Annotated in this window: 13 protein-coding genes and 1 tRNA gene; 2 read left to right on the top strand and 12 right to left on the bottom strand. The window is 70.3% G+C overall.

Annotated features, from left to right (window positions below; genetic code table 11):
• Nucleotides 1–133: 133 nt before the first annotated feature.
• From AB0I66_RS03450 to AB0I66_RS03405, 10 genes are all read right to left on the bottom strand, one after another.
• Nucleotides 134–1195 (bottom strand): ferritin-like domain-containing protein, encoded by a 1062-nt coding sequence (locus AB0I66_RS03450; protein ID WP_363206668.1) that lies wholly within the window; start codon nucleotides 1193–1195, stop codon nucleotides 134–136.
• Between the two features lie 98 nt (nucleotides 1196–1293).
• Nucleotides 1294–2223 carry a diacylglycerol kinase family protein gene (locus AB0I66_RS03445; RefSeq protein ID WP_363205987.1) on the bottom strand — a complete coding sequence of 310 codons (930 nt, stop codon included), beginning with the start codon at nucleotides 2221–2223 and terminating at the stop codon, nucleotides 1294–1296.
• 45 nt (nucleotides 2224–2268) lie between these two features.
• Nucleotides 2269–2360, bottom strand: a tRNA-Arg gene (locus AB0I66_RS03440).
• Between the two features lie 134 nt (nucleotides 2361–2494).
• Nucleotides 2495–4018, bottom strand: coding sequence for an aldehyde dehydrogenase family protein (locus tag AB0I66_RS03435; protein ID WP_363205986.1), 1524 nt, complete (start codon nucleotides 4016–4018; stop codon nucleotides 2495–2497).
• Between the two features lie 149 nt (nucleotides 4019–4167).
• A complete protein-coding gene (locus AB0I66_RS03430; protein WP_363205985.1) occupies nucleotides 4168–5424 on the bottom strand; it encodes a GAF domain-containing protein in 1257 nt (418 codons plus the stop codon).
• 122 nt (nucleotides 5425–5546) lie between these two features.
• On the bottom strand, nucleotides 5547–6146 hold the full coding sequence (locus AB0I66_RS03425; protein WP_363205984.1) for an N-acetylmuramoyl-L-alanine amidase: 600 nt from the start codon (nucleotides 6144–6146) through the stop codon (nucleotides 5547–5549).
• A gap of 39 nt (nucleotides 6147–6185) precedes the next feature.
• Complete coding sequence (locus AB0I66_RS03420) at nucleotides 6186–7199, bottom strand: acetamidase/formamidase family protein (protein ID WP_363205983.1); 1014 nt, start codon at nucleotides 7197–7199, stop codon at nucleotides 6186–6188.
• Nucleotides 7200–7417: 218 nt separating this feature from the next.
• Nucleotides 7418–8839, bottom strand: a complete 1422-nt coding sequence (locus tag AB0I66_RS03415; protein WP_363205982.1) for a tetratricopeptide repeat protein — start codon at nucleotides 8837–8839, stop codon at nucleotides 7418–7420.
• Nucleotides 8840–9063: 224 nt separating this feature from the next.
• Complete coding sequence (locus AB0I66_RS03410) at nucleotides 9064–10002, bottom strand: MerR family transcriptional regulator (RefSeq protein WP_363205981.1); 939 nt, start codon at nucleotides 10000–10002, stop codon at nucleotides 9064–9066.
• Between the two features lie 69 nt (nucleotides 10003–10071).
• The gene (locus AB0I66_RS03405) at nucleotides 10072–10962 is read right to left on the bottom strand and encodes a LysR family transcriptional regulator (protein WP_363205980.1); all 891 of its coding nucleotides are present in this window, start codon (nucleotides 10960–10962) and stop codon (nucleotides 10072–10074) included.
• Nucleotides 10963–11111: 149 nt separating this feature from the next.
• Here AB0I66_RS03405 and AB0I66_RS03400 point away from each other — a divergent pair, with 149 nt between their 5' ends.
• Nucleotides 11112–11585: a cupin domain-containing protein gene (locus AB0I66_RS03400; protein ID WP_363205979.1), complete on the top strand. Its 474-nt coding sequence runs from the start codon at nucleotides 11112–11114 to the stop codon at nucleotides 11583–11585.
• Nucleotides 11586–11594: 9 nt separating this feature from the next.
• Here AB0I66_RS03400 and AB0I66_RS03395 read toward each other — a convergent pair whose 3' ends face one another.
• Together AB0I66_RS03395 and xylB are read right to left on the bottom strand one after the other, a co-directional pair.
• Nucleotides 11595–12797: an ROK family transcriptional regulator gene (locus AB0I66_RS03395; RefSeq protein ID WP_363205978.1), complete on the bottom strand. Its 1203-nt coding sequence runs from the start codon at nucleotides 12795–12797 to the stop codon at nucleotides 11595–11597.
• A 28-nt stretch (nucleotides 12798–12825) separates the two neighbouring features.
• Nucleotides 12826–14289 (bottom strand): xylulokinase, encoded by a 1464-nt coding sequence (xylB, locus tag AB0I66_RS03390; protein ID WP_363205977.1) that lies wholly within the window; start codon nucleotides 14287–14289, stop codon nucleotides 12826–12828.
• A gap of 191 nt (nucleotides 14290–14480) precedes the next feature.
• Between xylB and xylA the strand changes: the two genes are divergently transcribed.
• A complete protein-coding gene (gene xylA, locus AB0I66_RS03385) occupies nucleotides 14481–15647 on the top strand; it encodes a xylose isomerase (RefSeq protein WP_363205976.1) in 1167 nt (388 codons plus the stop codon).
• Nucleotides 15648–15652: the final 5 nt, after the last annotated feature.

Genomic DNA, 15652 nt, shown 5'->3' with positions numbered 1-15652 from the left:
TCTCCCACCCGCCGGCGGCCACCCCGCCCCCCGCCCCCCCCGCAACCCGGGCCCGGCGGAGCCTGCTGGGCCCTTCGACCGGGTTCGGCGGAGTGCGTGCCGCCGGCACATCGTCGCCTCGGAGCGGCTCGGTTCAGCCGTTGTCGCCGGCGCCGCTGAGCCGCCCCTCGGCAATCGCGTGGTGGACCTCGCCCTGCCGCGCCTCGAGCTCGCGTCGCTCTGCGTCCAGTGTCTCGGCCTGGGCCTCGTCCGCCGCCATGAGCTTCAGCAGGTCGCGGTCCGCCATGTCCAGCACACCCATGTCCGCGTAAGCCTGTTGAACCCTGGGCCCCCACAGCCCGATGTCCTTGACGCAAGGCACGATCCGGGTGAAGAGCCGTGACCGGAAGGCCCGCATGCGTGGGCCCCGGTTCATGTACTCCATGCATTCCTTCATGTCGAACTCAAGCGTCTCCCACACCTCCTGCATGCGCAGCCGGTCGCGCATCAGATAGCAGCCCTCGACGATGAAGTCCTCGCGTTCCGCGATCTCCTTGCTGGTCAGCTCCTTGTAGTAGTCACGCAGCGCGAGGCGCCCGAAGGCAACGTGCCGGGCCTCGTCCTGCATGATGTAGGAGAGAATCTGCTTGGGCAGCGGCTTGTCCGTGCGGTCGCGCAGGATGCCGAAGGCCGCGAGGGCCAGACCCTCGATGAGCACCTGCATTCCCAGATACGGCATGTCCCATCGGGAGTCGTTCAACGCCTCGCCCAGCAAGGACTTCAGATGGGGGCTGATCGGGTAGCTCATGCCGATCTTTTCGTGCACGAAGCGCGTGAACAGCTCCGCGTGCCGCGCCTCGTCCATGACCTGGGTCGCGGCATAGAACTTGGAGTCGATGTCCGGCACCGACTCGACGATCCGGGCGGAGCAGATCATCGCGCCCTGCTCCCCGTGCAGGAACTGACTGAACTCCCAGGCCGCCATGTGCCGTCGCAGCTCCTGCTTCTCCCGCTCGTTCAGGCGGGAGTACTGCCGGGAGCCGTACAGCGCGAGGGTGTTCTCCGGAGTGCCGAGGACATCACAGGGGTCCACGTCCAGGGACCAGTCGATCCGCTTTGTACTGTCCCACTGCTTGTCCTTGCCCTTTTGATAGAGGCTCAGCAGCCGCTCTCGATCCGTGTCGTACACCCAGGTGAAGGTGTTTCGTCCCTGCATCGGGAAGGACCAGGCGGTGCTGGTGTCGGTCTGCGGGATGTGGGGGCCATTACTCATGAGCAGTCCCTTGCGTGGTACGGATGGTGGTCGCCCTGCGGTCAAACGGGCTCGGCCGGGGACAGCACCGGGAGCACCGCGGGAAGGACTTCGAGCGCGTAACGCGTGCGCCCGCCCTTGACCTCGCCGTCCCACTCGAAGGTGAGGGGAGCGCCGTCGGTGCGTTCGATCTCGACGCGGCGACCGCGCCGGTACAGCACCTCGGGCCGTTCGAGATGCCGTCCCTCACGGGTGAGACCGGGAAGCTCCAGAGGGTCGAGATCGCCGGTCACCACACAGACGTCGAGCAGAGCGTCGTCCAGAACGGAGTGGGGCAGCAGGAGGAACCCGCCGCCCCGGTAGCGGCCGCCACCGACGGCCGCGAGGACCACGCTGCCGTCATGGACGACCTCGTCGTCCACCACGACCCTGGCCGGATGCGGCGCGAAGTCGCGCAGGGTCGCGGCCACCGCTTGCTGATAGCGGGCCCGACCGCTGATCCCGGTGAGCCCGGCCGCCGTCTGAAGCGCCTCGGCGACGAGACCGGAGCAGGCTCCCAGCAGCACGGTCTCCCGCGTCTCCGCCACGCGCGCCAGGTCCAGCCGCCGAAGCTGCGGCCGCGCCCCTGTGAAGGCGGCGGCGAGCGCCTCGCGCCACGGCCGGTCATGCCAGACCTCTTTGTAGAAGGAGTTGCCGGTGCCGGCCGGAACACAGAACAGGGCCGGGCCGACAGGACCCGGCCCGGCCGCCACGATGCTGCCCGCCACTTCGCCGGCGGTGCCGTCGCCGCCGACCGCGACCACGGCGTCCACGCCGTCCCGTACGGCCTGCGCGGCCAGTGTCCGGGCGTGCCCGGGGTACGTGGTCCGCACCACGCTGACCTCGGTGACGAGCCTCCGGCACGCCGCAACGACATCCGCGACCGGGACCGAAACGGCGCCCCCCGCCCGTTCGTTCGCCACGATCACCGCATTGCGTGCCCAGTGGCTCATGCTCTGCATCCTTGTCCGCATCGGATCGGCCGCCGCCGCGCTGAGCGGAGAGAGCAGGATTCGAACCTGCGCGGGGTCTGGCACCCCTGACCGGAGACGGGCTCCGGCCCCCATTGGGCCGCTATGGGTATCTCTCCTCGCCGGCCCGAACGGCCGACTCAAGGACGATGGCACGCCGGGCGTGCAGACGGCTGAAACGTACGTCTCAGCCCGGGCGGAGCGAAGGCGCCTGACAGGTACAGGACCGGTTCAGGCGCCTTCTCGTGTGCCTCTAGAAGAAGCCCAGCTTCTGGGCCGAGTACGACACGAGCAGGTTCTTCGTCTGCTGGTAGTGCTCCAGCATCATCTTGTGCGTCTCGCGTCCGATGCCGGACTGCTTGTAGCCGCCGAACGCCGCGTGCGCGGGGTACGCGTGGTAGCAGTTCGTCCACACGCGGCCCGCCTGGATCGCGCGGCCCGCGCGGTAGGCGGTGTTCATGTCGCGCGTCCACACTCCGGCGCCCAGGCCGTACAGCGTGTCGTTGGCGGTCTTGATGGCGTCGTCGAAGTCGCTGAACGACGCGACCGAGACCACCGGGCCGAAGATCTCCTCCTGGAAGATCCGCATGCGGTTGTCGCCCTCGAAGATCGTCGGCTGGACGTAGTAGCCACCCGCCAATTCACCGTCGTACGTGATGCGCTGCCCGCCCGTCAGGACCTTCGCGCCCTCCTGCTGGCCGATGTCCAGATAGGAGAGGATCTTCTCCAGCTGGTCGTTGGAGGCCTGGGCCCCGATCATCGTGTCGGTGTCCAGCGGGTGGCCCGGCACGATCTGCTCGGTGCGGGCGACCGCCGCTTCCATGAACTCGCTGTAGTGACCGCGCTGGACGAGAGCACGCGACGGACAAGTGCACACCTCGCCGTTGTTGAGGGCGAACATCGTGAAGCCCTCGAGCGCCTTGTCACGGAAGTCGTCGTTGGCGGCCCACACGTCGTCGAAGAAGATGTTCGGCGACTTCCCGCCCAGCTCCAGCGTCACCGGCTTGATGTTCTCCGAGGCGTACTGCATGATCAACCGCCCCGTCGTGGTCTCACCGGTGAAGGCGACCTTCGCGACGCGTGGGCTGGAGGCGAGGGGCTTGCCCGCCTCGACGCCGAAGCCGTTGAGGATGTTCACGACGCCCGGCGGCAGCAGATCGGCGACCAGGCTCATCCAGTAGTGGATCGAGGCCGGGGTCTGCTCCGCGGGCTTGAGGACGACCGCGTTGCCCGCCGCCAGCGCGGGCGCGAGCTTCCATGTCGCCATCAGGATCGGGAAGTTCCACGGGATGATCTGCGCGACGACGCCGAGCGGCTCATGGAAGTGGTACGCGACGGTGTCGTCGTCCACCTCGCTCAGCGTCCCCTCCTGCGCGCGGATGACCCCCGCGAAGTAACGGAAGTGGTCGATGGCCAGCGGAATGTCGGCAGCCAGCGTCTCGCGCACCGGTTTGCCGTTCTCCCAGCTCTCGGCCACCGCGAGCTGTTCGAGGTTCGCCTCCATGCGGTCGGCGATCTTCCGCAGTACGTCCGCGCGTTCGGCCGGGGAGGTACGGCCCCACGCGGGCGCGGCGGCATGCGCCGCGTCCAGGGCTCGCTCCACGTCCTCGGCCGTGCCGCGGGCGATCTCGGTGAAGGGCTGTCCGTTGATCGGGCTCGGGTTCTCGAAATACTGGCCACGGGCGGGCGGAACGTACTCGCCGCCGATGAAATGGTCGTAGCGGGACTCGTAGGAGACAACTGCGCCGTCGGTGCCGGGCGCTGCGTAACGGGTCATCTTGGTGGCCTCCCGGGGAAGGCTGCCCGCCGTTGGGCAGCTCTCGCCCGGAGGCTAGGAGGACGGACGTTGCAGATACGTTGCGGGAGGCTGAGGCGGTGCTGTGCTCGGCGCGCGCGGTGCCTCTCTGCTCGACTCCTGCCTGGCCTCTACCTCGCCTCCATCAACTCCGCGTCCAGCTCCCTGAGTCGCGCCAGTACCGGCGGCGTCGACCGCACCTGCGCCAGCGCTCGCCACACCGTCAGGTCGTCCTCGCCCCACGGCGTGTGCACCCAGTCCGCCAGGAGATCCGGGTCGCGGCGTGCGATGAGCGCGGCCCGCAACTGACCGGCGAGCCTGCGCCGCAACCGGGCCACGGCAGGAGCCTGCGAGGTGGGCAGGAGCGGACCCGCGTACGCGGCGGCGGCCGCCGTGACCGCCCCCGAAGCGAGCCGCCGCTCGACGGCGTCGACATCCGACTCGACCGGCACCGAGAGCCTGTACGGGCGCGACCTCAGCAACTCCGGCCCCAGAAGCCGCCGCAGCCGCGCCAGCTCGGCCCGCAGCGTCACCGGCGTCACCGACTCGTCCTCGTACAGCGCGCACAGCAGCTCGTCACCGGTCAGCCCCTCCGGATGATGGGCCAGCAGGACGAGGATCTCGCTGTGCCTGCGGCTCAGCCGCACCTTGCGGCCACCCGTCAGCAACAACGCCTCATCACGCCCGAGCGCAGTGAGACCTACGGAGCCCCTGCTCTCCACCGGCGGAGCCAGCAGCGCCAGCTGTGACTCCGCGGCCCGCGCGACCGCCTGTACGAAGGCGAGGCTGTGCGGATGCGCCAGCCCGTCGCCCCCGGTGATGTCCACCGCCCCGAGCAGCCGCCCGGTCCGCGGATCGTGCACCGGGGCCGCCGCGCACGTCCATAGCTGGACGCGCCGGATGAAGTGCTCGGCCGCGAAGACCTGCACCGGCCGGTCCACCGCCACCGCTGTCCCTGGAGCGTTCGTCCCCATCGCGGACTCCGCCCACCGTGCGCCCGGAACGAAGTTCATCCGCCCCGCCTTCCGTCGGGTCGCGGAATGTCCCTCGACCCAGAGCAGCCTGCCGTGCGCGTCGCACACCGCGAGCAGATGTTCACCGTCCATCGCGAACGTGCCCATCAGCTCGCGGAACAGCGGCATCACCCCGGCCAGCGGATGCTCGGCGCGATAGGAACCGAGGTCCCCGTCGGTGAGCTCCACCGCGGCGCCGGTGTCCTCCGGGCTGACCCTGGCCCTGGCCGAGCGCCGCCAGGACTCGGCCACCACGGAACGCACCGGTCGCGTGAGCGTCCCCGCCTCGGTGAACCTCTCGTGCGCGCGCCGCAGCACCCGCACCCGCTCGTCAGGATCGGCGCCGGCTTCCAGGGCCACCCATGGTTCGGACAACTCTGCCTCCCGGGACGGCGATGGATGCAGCCATCGTCGCCCCGCGAGCCCGCCCCGACAAGCACTGCGGCAACCGCCCCGACAAGCGCATCGACACCTGGCGGGGCGCGAGCCGGCGGTGGTCAGGCAGAGTTGACCAGACGGATGTAGCGCGTCCAGTCCCAGTGCGGACCTGGATCGGTGTGGTCGGCACCGGGCACTTCCACGTGCCCGATGATGTGCTCGCGATCCTTGGGAATGTCGTACGTATCGCAGATGGCCGAGGTCAGCAGCGCGGACTGCTCGTACATCGCGTCGGTGAAGTACTCCGGCTGATCCACCCATCCCTCGTGCTCGATGCCGATGCTTCTGGTGTTGTAGTCCCAGTTGCCGGCGTGCCAGCCGACGTTGCGTTCGCGGACGCACTGGGCGACGTGTCCGTCCTTGGAACGCACCACATAGTGGGCCGACACCTTCTTCGCCGAGTTCTGGAAGATGGCGAGTGTGTCGGCGTAGGTCTCCTGGGTGACGTGAACGACCACGTAGTCGACGGGATAGGTGCTGGGGCGGTTGGCGGCCGTGTAGTTGGAGCTGCTCGCCGGGACCCACTCGGCGAGTGGATAGTCCACCGCCTGAGGCCGGGCGGTGGCGCGGGTGGCGGGGAGGAGCGCGGCGGGAACGGCGGCCAGGGCCGCGCCCTGCAACAGCCGGCGCCTGCTCGGGAAGGGTCTTGCTCGATCCATGGCTGGCCTGCCTCTCGGTGGGGGGAACAGCTGGACTTCTCAGTGGGGCAGCAGCGCCGCCGTTTCTCGCAGCCGCGCGTGGAGCCCCCGGTGAGTCTCGCGCGGGGGCAGCCACTCCTTGCGGAGCTTGGCCACGCACGTGTAGTTGGTGTCGCAGACATTGGCGAGCGGCGACTCGACGGTCTGGGTCGCGAACTGATAGGCGTCGAGCTCGCTGAAGCCGTAGTCGCGCACCAGCCACTGCACCAGGTCGAGTTGGGATATTCGGAAGGCGTCCTCCAGCGGGCGCGCCGAGCCGGTGGAGATGATGTGGGCGTCGGACTCCAGGCGCGGCCAGGGGGTGGCGATCCCCTTCAGGAGTTCGACGATCACGACTGTGTTCATCGCGCACTCGACGGCGACCCCGCAGGTTTCTCCCTCGCCCTGCCGGGCGTGTCCGTCGCCCAGGCTCAGGAGCGCGCCCTCCACGTTCACCCCCAGATAACAGGTGACCCCGGCCCGCATCTCAGGGGTGTCCATGTTGCCGCCGTGCGCGTCGGGCACGAGGGCCGAGCGCACCTCTAGATTGGCCGGTGCGACGCCGACCGTGCCGTGCATCGGATCCATCGGCAGCGCTATCTCGAAGTCGCCGTCACGCGCGCTGAACTGCGCGGTGCGTCGGCTCCGGTCGAGCTGCCATATCCATACGGTCTCGGCCAGCGGGGGCTGGAGGGACGCGGTGGTGTGGGTGGAGGTGAGCGCTCCGAAGAGGGGGACGGTGGTGGAGGCCGCCCAGTCGCGGGCCGGTTCGATCGACACGAAGTGCACGGCGACGGTGTCGCCCGGTTCCGCACCCTCGACATGGAAGGGTCCGGTCTGCGGGTTCAGGAACGGGAACTGGCAGACCTCGGAGACCAGGTCCTTCTCCGAGCGCACGTTCCCCGCGAAGCAGTCCTCCGTGTAGAGATCGAGCACCGTACCCGGAGCGATCCGCGCCACGGGTGGCGCACCGCCGAAGGTCCACGCGTACTCGCCGGGTTCCGGCCGCACGGTAAGGACACGAGGTTCGTTCATGGCTGGACCGCACTCCTTTGTCGCTCCGTGATCCGCGTGAACACGAAACCGCCGCCGAGGCGATGGTGTCCCGCGTCAATTACGTTACGGCGCAGGCCGGTTGGGGTGGAAGGGCCTGATCTGAATCTGTGTATGGCACCGTGATTGTGGATAACACGGTCACTCGTGTGGGTGCCCGAGATTGCAGAGGAAGCGGAAGCGGAAGCGCGTCGGCGGCGTTAGCGGCCCAGAACAGCCGCCGCACCCGCGGCGGCCTGTTCCTCCGCACGGGTGCGCGCGGACTCCGCCTGCGCCGCATCTCCCAGCCGGTCCGCCAGCCGGGCGCGAGCCCGCCAGTTGTAAGGGCAGATGGGACGCAGGTTGATGCGTTCGCTGAGCAAGGTGCGCGCCAGGTCGTGCCTGCCGGAACGGATGGCCGCTTCCACGAGTGTCCGCTGGATGGCGTCGCGCTGCGCGTGGCTGCCGCCGAAGGAATGGAGGTGGTGGCGGATCGGGGCGCGCAACTCGACGACGCGGGCGTAACGGTGCTGCCCATAGGCGATGAGGGCGCGGCACACCGGGACGCCGACCTCGCGTGTCATGGCGTGATTCGACACCGCGGGGCCCGCCCGATCGAGCCAGTGCTCGCGCTCCTTCACCAGCCGCTCGGCGTCGGAGAGCCGCCCTGCCCCCACATACGCCATCACCGCGTGGACATCGTTGAAGGCGTAGTAGGCACCGTCCTTGCGCCCGGCCCATGCCTCGGCAAGCGCCACCCAACGGGATTCGACGTCGATGTCGACCAGGAGCAGCCGCCACAACAGGGCGGAGGCGTCCAGGAGTTCCATGGCGATGGCCTGCGACGCCTCGTTGTGCAGCGTGTTGTCGTAGACGCCGAGGACGCGTTCGATGCTGCCCGCCTCCAGCGCGTACAGGGCGTAGTGCCACGCGTTGTGGACGGAGAGGTAGTTGCCTTCGGCCCAGTCATCGGTCCGCGCGTCGAGATAGCGGATGCCCTGGTCGAACATCCCGCGCATCTCGTACGTGTGAACGACCGCATGGATGCCCCACACATCCCGCGGGTGACGTCCGACCGCCTGAAGTCCGATCTCCTCGGCTCGGCCATAGTGCCCGGATTCCTCGAGCCCGAAGGCGTACATCCCCTGCAGCGGTCCGAAGTGCGGGTCGTCACTGTCCCACGCGGAGAGCGCGCCACCGATCCGGTCACGCAGCCGCTGCGCGTCTCCGGTGAAGAAGTCGATCTGGTGACCGACGGCCAGGGCGAGCGCGTCACGAGGGAACTCGGTGCTGATCTCGCCGAGGATCTCCCCGGCCCGCAGCATGTCCCCGCCCAGCCACGACTCGGCAGCCGCCGCGTGCATTCTCTCGCGTGGCGAGAGCCCGGAGAAATCGACCGCGGCCCGGAAGGCGCCGAAGGAACGCCGGGCATCGGCCGCGTCCTTCTCCTCGGTGCCGAGAAGCCCGAGATAGGCGCCGAAGACGTGCGCCATCGCCGAATCCGGGGATGCCGACACCATCGCCTGCGCATGGTCAGCGACTTCGGCGCGGAAGAACAACAGGGCGTCGAGAGCACACTCGTAATGGCGCGCGGCTTCATCGCCGGTGCCACTCAGCACGTGGGCGTGCCGGTCCATCTCCATCGCTGACCCCTCGTCTGCCGGCTCTGTCCGGTCCATCCGGTTTCAACTCACTCTGCTCAGCCAGCCCCAGTTTCGGGGTTCTGCCCGCGGGATACGAGAGGTGACGCTCGGTTCACCAGAACGAGCAGGGTACGTCCGTCAGGCCCGGTAACCGCCGAGGAAACGCGGAGGGCATGTGTCGCCCGCCTCGGGTGGGTCGGTGTGGGTTGCGTCGGTCTGACCCACTACCGGGGCAGTCGGGCGTGCAGGGCTCGGATGGTCCAGTCGAGTACCGGTGCCAGGCTTTCGGGCGCGGGCCACCCGTTGATGACGGCGAGCAGCTGAAGGTAGCGATCCCGCCGGGGGTCGTCCATGGTCGCCAGGCGGGAGATCAGGCGTTGGCGGAGGGTGGTGTCATCGGGGAGGCCGAGGATGTGCGCGTAGTGCCCTGCGAGCGCCGTGACGATCGGTTCTGCCTCGGGCGAGGCCGGATCGGTGCCCGCCGCCAGGGCCGGCGCGACCTGCGAGCGAGCGGCTTCGGCGAGGATGCGTGGCAGGCCGGTGCTGTTGTCCGGGGTGCGGTCGGTCGCCAGGTCTCTGGCCATGCCCTGCATCGTGGAGCGGAACCCCGGGTCCTGGAACAGCTCGGCCAGCTCCACCCAGGCCTCGACCTGCTCGGCGTCGGGGTCGTCCGGCAGTGCGGGAGTGAGGGAGCGGGCGACCCCCGCGAACGCGGGGTGGTCGTCCAAGCCGTCGAAGACGGTGCCCAGGAAGTCGTCGATCAGACGGTTGCGTTCTTCCTCGGAGAGCTTGGCCAGCTTGTGCATGAGATCCAACTCCTCAGGGGTGGAGCCGCGCTTGGCCACCGCCGTCAGGACCGCGCGCCGCAGCCGCAGCACTCTGATCTGCACCTCGAGCGCGTCCGCGTGCGCCGCGGCCACCTCGGGGAGCGAAATCTCGCGGTCGACGACCTTCCGGATGGTGGCCAGGTCGAGACCCAGGTCGCGCAGGGTGCGTACGAGATCGAGGCGGGCGACGGCGTCGGTGCCGTACAGGCGGTAGCCGGCCGGGCTGCGGTCGGTGGGCGGCACGATCCCGGCGTCGGAGTAGAACCGGACGGTTTTGACCGTCAGTCCGGTCCGCCGCGCCAGATCACCGATCGAGTGGAGCGTGTCGCCGTTCATGGCCCCACCTTCATGTCTCCCCCTGGTGGAGACTCAAGTCCCGCCGTCCCCGAAGGCTGGGCACAGTACCTACTGCGCACGCGTGGCCTCCAAGGCGTTCAGCAGATGACGCGTCGCGGGGGACAGCGGTCCCGGCCGCACGGCAAGGCTGACGGCTGAGCGCGCGCCGAGCAGCGGCCCGAAGGCGATACGCCGTACCGGAGGAAGCTCACCCACGAGATCGAAGACGGTCCAGGAGGGCGAACCGCTCGTCGAGTCCGCGGCGATCGCCGCCAGAGTCTCCTGCAAGGTGGTGAAGTGCGGGCCGGCCGGCACGTCGATGCCCGCGCGCCGCATCAGTCCCGTCACCAGATCGTGAAACGCCGGGTTGTGGTCCCGTGGCGCCAACCGCAGCGGCAGGCCCGCGAGATCGGCGGGCTCGAAGCGGGGCAAGGCTGCCAGCGGATGCGTGGCGGGGAGTGCGACGATCAGCGGATCGTCCCAGACCGGCGTCACCGAGAGCCCCGGCAGCGGACCGTCACCTCGGACGAGCGCGGCATCCGACTCTCCACTCCGTAGTGCTTCGATACGCCGCTCACGAGCCTCCTGGAGCAGTCGGACCCGTAGCCCCGGAGCGCTTTCCGCCAGCAGATCGAGCGCCGGATGCACGCGTTCCGCGAATGCTCGGGCGGTGCCTAGGCGCAACACGCCCGCCCCGCCGGAGACGATCTCGCCGGCCACGTGGCGCACGCGGGCAGCGGCGGCCAGCGCGGCCCTCGCCTCCGGCAGCAACCGCTCTCCGGCCGCCGTGAGCCCCACGCGGCGGCTGGTCCGGTCGAAGAGGCGCAGGCCCAACTCCCGCTCCAGGCGAGCGACCTGCTGGCTCACCGAGGCCTGTACGACGTGCAGCCGCACGGCCGCCCGACCGAAACCGCCCTCATCCGCGACCGCCACGAAGTACTCCAGCTGCCGAAGCTCCACTGTGTCCGCGCCCCTCCCGCATCCGGTCCACGCGAGCACACCCATCGGCTCAAGTGATCGCTGCCTTCATGAACAGCTTCTTGGACGCGCCGTGTTCCCGCGATGGACTGGTGCCTCACGAGCAGGTACACCGCCCGAAGGAGTACGACGTGTCCCACGACCCGCACGCCCTGATCGTCCACGCGCGAGACGCGGAGGAAGTGCCCCTCCCCGGAGGGGGCCGGTTCCAGTTGCTGGAAGACAGCCGTGCGACCGGCGGACTACTGGGGGCCAATCGGCTCGCCCTGCCCGCCGGCGCCGACGGCACGCGCCCCCATCACCACCGTCTGTCCACCGAGCTCTTCCATGTGCTCGACGGCACCATGGAGTTCCTGATCGACGGCGCGCTCACGGCTGTGGGCAAGGGCGGCCTTGTCGTGGTGCCACCCGGTACGGTGCACGCCTTCGGAGCGTCCACCGATGGCCCGGCGGAGTTCTTCGCCGTTCTCACCCCAGGGATACAACGGTTCGAGTACTTCCGGCAGTTGGGTCGCATCGCACGAGGCGAGGCGGGCTGGGACAGCATGGACGAGCTGCACGACAAGTACGACGTGCACTTCGAAGGGGGAGCGAGGTGGCGCTGAGCGGGGACCCTACGGTGCGGCTCCCGCCGGGTCATCCAGGATCGCCCGTACGACCGAGTGTGCCGCCCCCAGCAGCGGGCCGTCGGAGCCGAGCCCGGAAACAGTGACGGCACAGGCCGTGCCCGCCGTACGGCGCCCCAACTCGCCCTCCAAGGAGGGCAGCATCCACGGCGCGAGCCGGGACAGGGCACCGCCGAGCACCACCGAACGCGGATCCAGCAGATTCACCGCACCGGTGAGCGCGATGCCCAGTGCGGCCCCCGCACCTCGCAGCGCCATGCGTACGTTCTCGTCGCCCTGCGCGGCGCGCTCCGCCAGCAGGCCGACGCGGTCCGTGCCCGGGTCGAGGCCCGCCGCACGCCACACTGCTTCCTCGCCCGCGTACTGCTCCAGGCAGCCGCGCCCGCCGCACGGGCACGCTGGGCCGTCCGGCCAGACCGGCACGTGTCCCAGCTCGCCCGCGAAGCCGCGTGTCCCGCGCAGCAGCCGCCCGTCGACGACCAACGCGGCGCCGATGCCGATCTCCGCCGACACGTGCAGGAAGTCCTGGGGTGCCTCTTCGCCGAGCCACAGCTCGGCCAGCGCCCCGAAGTTGGCCTCGTTGTCCACCGTCAGAGGCAGCCCGCTCGGCACCAGGGCGCCGAGGTCGACGTCGTGCCAGTCGAGGTTGGGGGCGCGTACCGCCACCCCCGTGCCGCGGGCGACCAGGCCGGGGACGGCGAGGGCCAGGCCTGCGGGGCGCAACCCTGCCTCGCGGGCCTCCTCGCTCACCTGCCGTACCAGCGCGATGAGTTCCTCGATGACGGGTTGCGGGGCCCGACCTCGGTTGTCTCCTTGTCGCACGGCACGCGCGCGTACCTCTCCGCGCAGGTCGACCACGCACACGGCGAGGTGATCGACACCCACTTCGGCGCCGATGCCGGCGGGTCCACTCCCGCTCACCGCGAGCGCGGAGCCGGGACGCCCCACCTTGCCGGGGCGCTCGGGGCCCAGCTCGTCCAGGAGGCCGGAGCGGATCAACTCGTCCACCAGGGTGGAGACGGCGGCCCGTGTCAGACCGATCCGGGTGGCAACGGCGGCACGGGACAGCGGCCCGTGCGCCGCGACGGCGTGCATGACGCGCGAGAGGTTGCGGCGGCGCATTCCCTGCTGGGTGTCGGGCAGCGGAACTCCGGACGTGCCCCGGCGCGCGTCGTGCGGTGGTGCGGTCATGCCCCCGTCAGTCCCTGTTCTTCGGTCCTCATGGCCGTGCGTCCTGGTGGCCCGCGGCGCCGAGCAGCGGCGCCGCGTCGGAGACTACCCCGGCGATCCGCGCGAGCGCCGATTCGTCCCGCTCCACGGGCGGCAGCACGGGCCCCTCGGCCGTGCCCCAGCGGCGCGCGACGGCCGCCGGGTCCTCACCCGTGAGGAGGCCCGCCGCCTGGGCGGCGGCTCCGAGCGCGACCAGTTCCTTGGCTTCGGGCACCTGAACGGCACGTCCGGACAGCCGCCGCACGGTGTCCTGCCAGGCCCTGCCCCGCGCCCCGCCGCCGATGAGCAGCAACGGAGCCGAACGGTCCGCGTCCGCGTCCAGGACCAGATCGAGGGCGCCGAGCAGCGAATGCACGGCCCCGTCGTAGGCCGCCTGAAGCAACTGCCCCGGAGTCGTGTCGTGCCGAAGGCCGTGCAGCAGCCCCGAGGCGTGCGGCAGGTCGGGGGTGCGCTCGCCGTCCAGGTAGGGCAGCAGGGTGACGGCGCCGCCGGCCTCCACCGCCTCACGGTCGAGGCTCAGCAGCGCGGCCACCCGGTCCACGGCCAGGGTGCAGTTGAGGGTGCAGGCCAGCGGCAGCCAGTCGCCGCGCGCGTCGGCGAAGCCGGCCACCGTGCCCGTCGGGTCGGCCTGGCGCCGCGTGGAGACCGCGTAGACGGTGCCCGACGTCCCCAGGCTCAGCACCGGGGTGCCGGGGCGCAGGCCGAGCCCCAGCGCCGCCGCCGCGTTGTCGCCGGTCCCGGGGGCAACCAGGGTCCCCTTTGAGAAGGGAAGTTCGCCGCTCCCGCGCACGGTGCCCGCGACCTCGCCGGGCCGCACCACGCGCGGCAGCAGCTCGGGATCAAGGCCCACGAGCCCCAGGATCTCCTCGTCGTACGCTTCCGTCGCCGATGCCCACCACCCCGTACCGGAGACGTCGCCCCGGTCGGTAGTGCCGCTTCCCGTGAGGCGTTCGGTGAGGTAGTCGTGGGGGAGTCGCACGGCCGCGGTGGCGCGGGCGGCCTCGGGCTCGTGCTCGCTGAGCCAGGCCCACTTGGTCACCGTGAAGGAGGGCCCCGGCACGCTGCCGACGCGCTCGGCCCACGCCTTGGGGCCGCCCAGGCGGTCCACCAGCGAGCGGGCCTGCGCCGCCGAGCGCACGTCGTTCCACAGCAGGGCGGGCCGCACCGGCCTGGATTGCGCGTCCAGCGTGACGAGTCCGTGCTGCTGGCCGCCGACCGACACCGCGGCGGCTTCGCGCGCAGGGGTGCCGCACTGGTCGAGGGCCGCGCACAGCGCGTTCCACCACTCCTCGGGGTCGCTCTCGCGGGCGCCCCCGGAGCTCACGTGGTGCGGGGCCTGGCCGCTTGCCACCACCCTGCCCGTGGCGGCGTCGACGACCAGGACCTTGGTGGACTGCGTGGAGCTGTCCACGCCGACGACGAGGGGCCCGTCGGCTGCTGGTGCTGAGGACATCGGGGGTCTCCGTTCCCGCGGCTCTTTCCGGGCACGCCCGGACTTCTTTCCGTCCGACCTTCCCAGGGATGCCTTCGGATACTAATTTGTTAAGCGCCATGACGAAATAGTCGCGGCGGCCGCAATGAGCGGTCGCGCAGCCGTGCCCGTTCGGCCTCACCGCCGTGCACCAGTCATCAAGGGAGCCGCACATGACGTACCAGCCCACTCCTGAGGACAAGTTCACCTTCGGCCTGTGGACCGTCGGCTGGCAGGGGAGGGACCCGTTCGGCGACGCGACGAGGGCGGCCATCGACCCGGCCGACTCCGTGCGGCAACTGGCCGAACTGGGCGCCTACGGAGTGACCTTCCACGACGACGACCTGATCCCCTTCGGAGCGTCGGACACCGAGCGTGAGTCGCACATCAAGCGCTTCCGGCAGGCGCTCGACGCGACCGGCCTCGTGGTGCCGATGGCGACCACGAACCTCTTCACGCACCCCGTCTTCAAGGACGGGGGCTTCACCGCCAACGACCGAGACGTGCGCCGCTACGCGCTGCGCAAGACCATCCGCAACATCGACCTCGCGGTGGAGCTGGGTGCCCACACCTATGTCGCGTGGGGCGGCCGAGAAGGTGCGGAATCCGGCGGGGCGAAGGACGTGCGCGTCGCTCTCGATCGCATGAAGGAGGCCTTCGACCTGCTCGGCGACTACGTGACGGAGCAGGGGTACGACCTGCGCTTCGCGATCGAGCCCAAGCCGAACGAGCCGCGCGGCGACATCCTGCTGCCCACCGTCGGGCACGCCCTGGCCTTCATCGAGCGCCTGGAGCGTTCCGAACTGTTCGGCGTGAACCCCGAAGTGGGCCACGAGCAGATGGCGGGCCTCAACTTCCCGCACTCCATCGCCCAGGCCCTGTGGGCGGGCAAGCTCTTCCACATCGACCTCAACGGCCAGACCGGCATCAAGTACGACCAGGACCTGCGCTTCGGGGCGGGTGACCTGCGCAGCGCCTTCTGGCTGGTCGACCTCCTGGAGAGGGGCGGTTACGAAGGGCCGCGGCACTTCGACTTCAAGCCGCCGCGCACGGAGGACTACACCGGAGTGTGGGCGTCCGCTGCCGGCTGCATGCGCAACTACCTGATCCTTCGCGAGCGTGCGGCCGCGTTCCGCGCGGACCCGGAGGTCCAGGAGGCCCTGCGGGCGTCCCGTCTGGACGAGCTGTCCCTGCCGACCGCCGAGGACGGTCTGTCCGGGCTGCTCGCCGACCGCGGCGCCTTCGAGGACTTCGACGTGACGGCGGCGGCGGACCGCGGCATGGCCTTCGAGTACCTCGACCAGCTGGCGATGGATCACCTGCTGGGGGCCCGGAGCTGACCGGA

Origin of the sequence: Streptomyces sp. NPDC050439, assembly GCF_040655335.1 — a bacterium.
In the GTDB taxonomy this organism is placed as follows: domain Bacteria; phylum Actinomycetota; class Actinomycetes; order Streptomycetales; family Streptomycetaceae; genus Streptomyces.
This window is presented reverse-complemented; position numbering and strand designations above follow the sequence as displayed.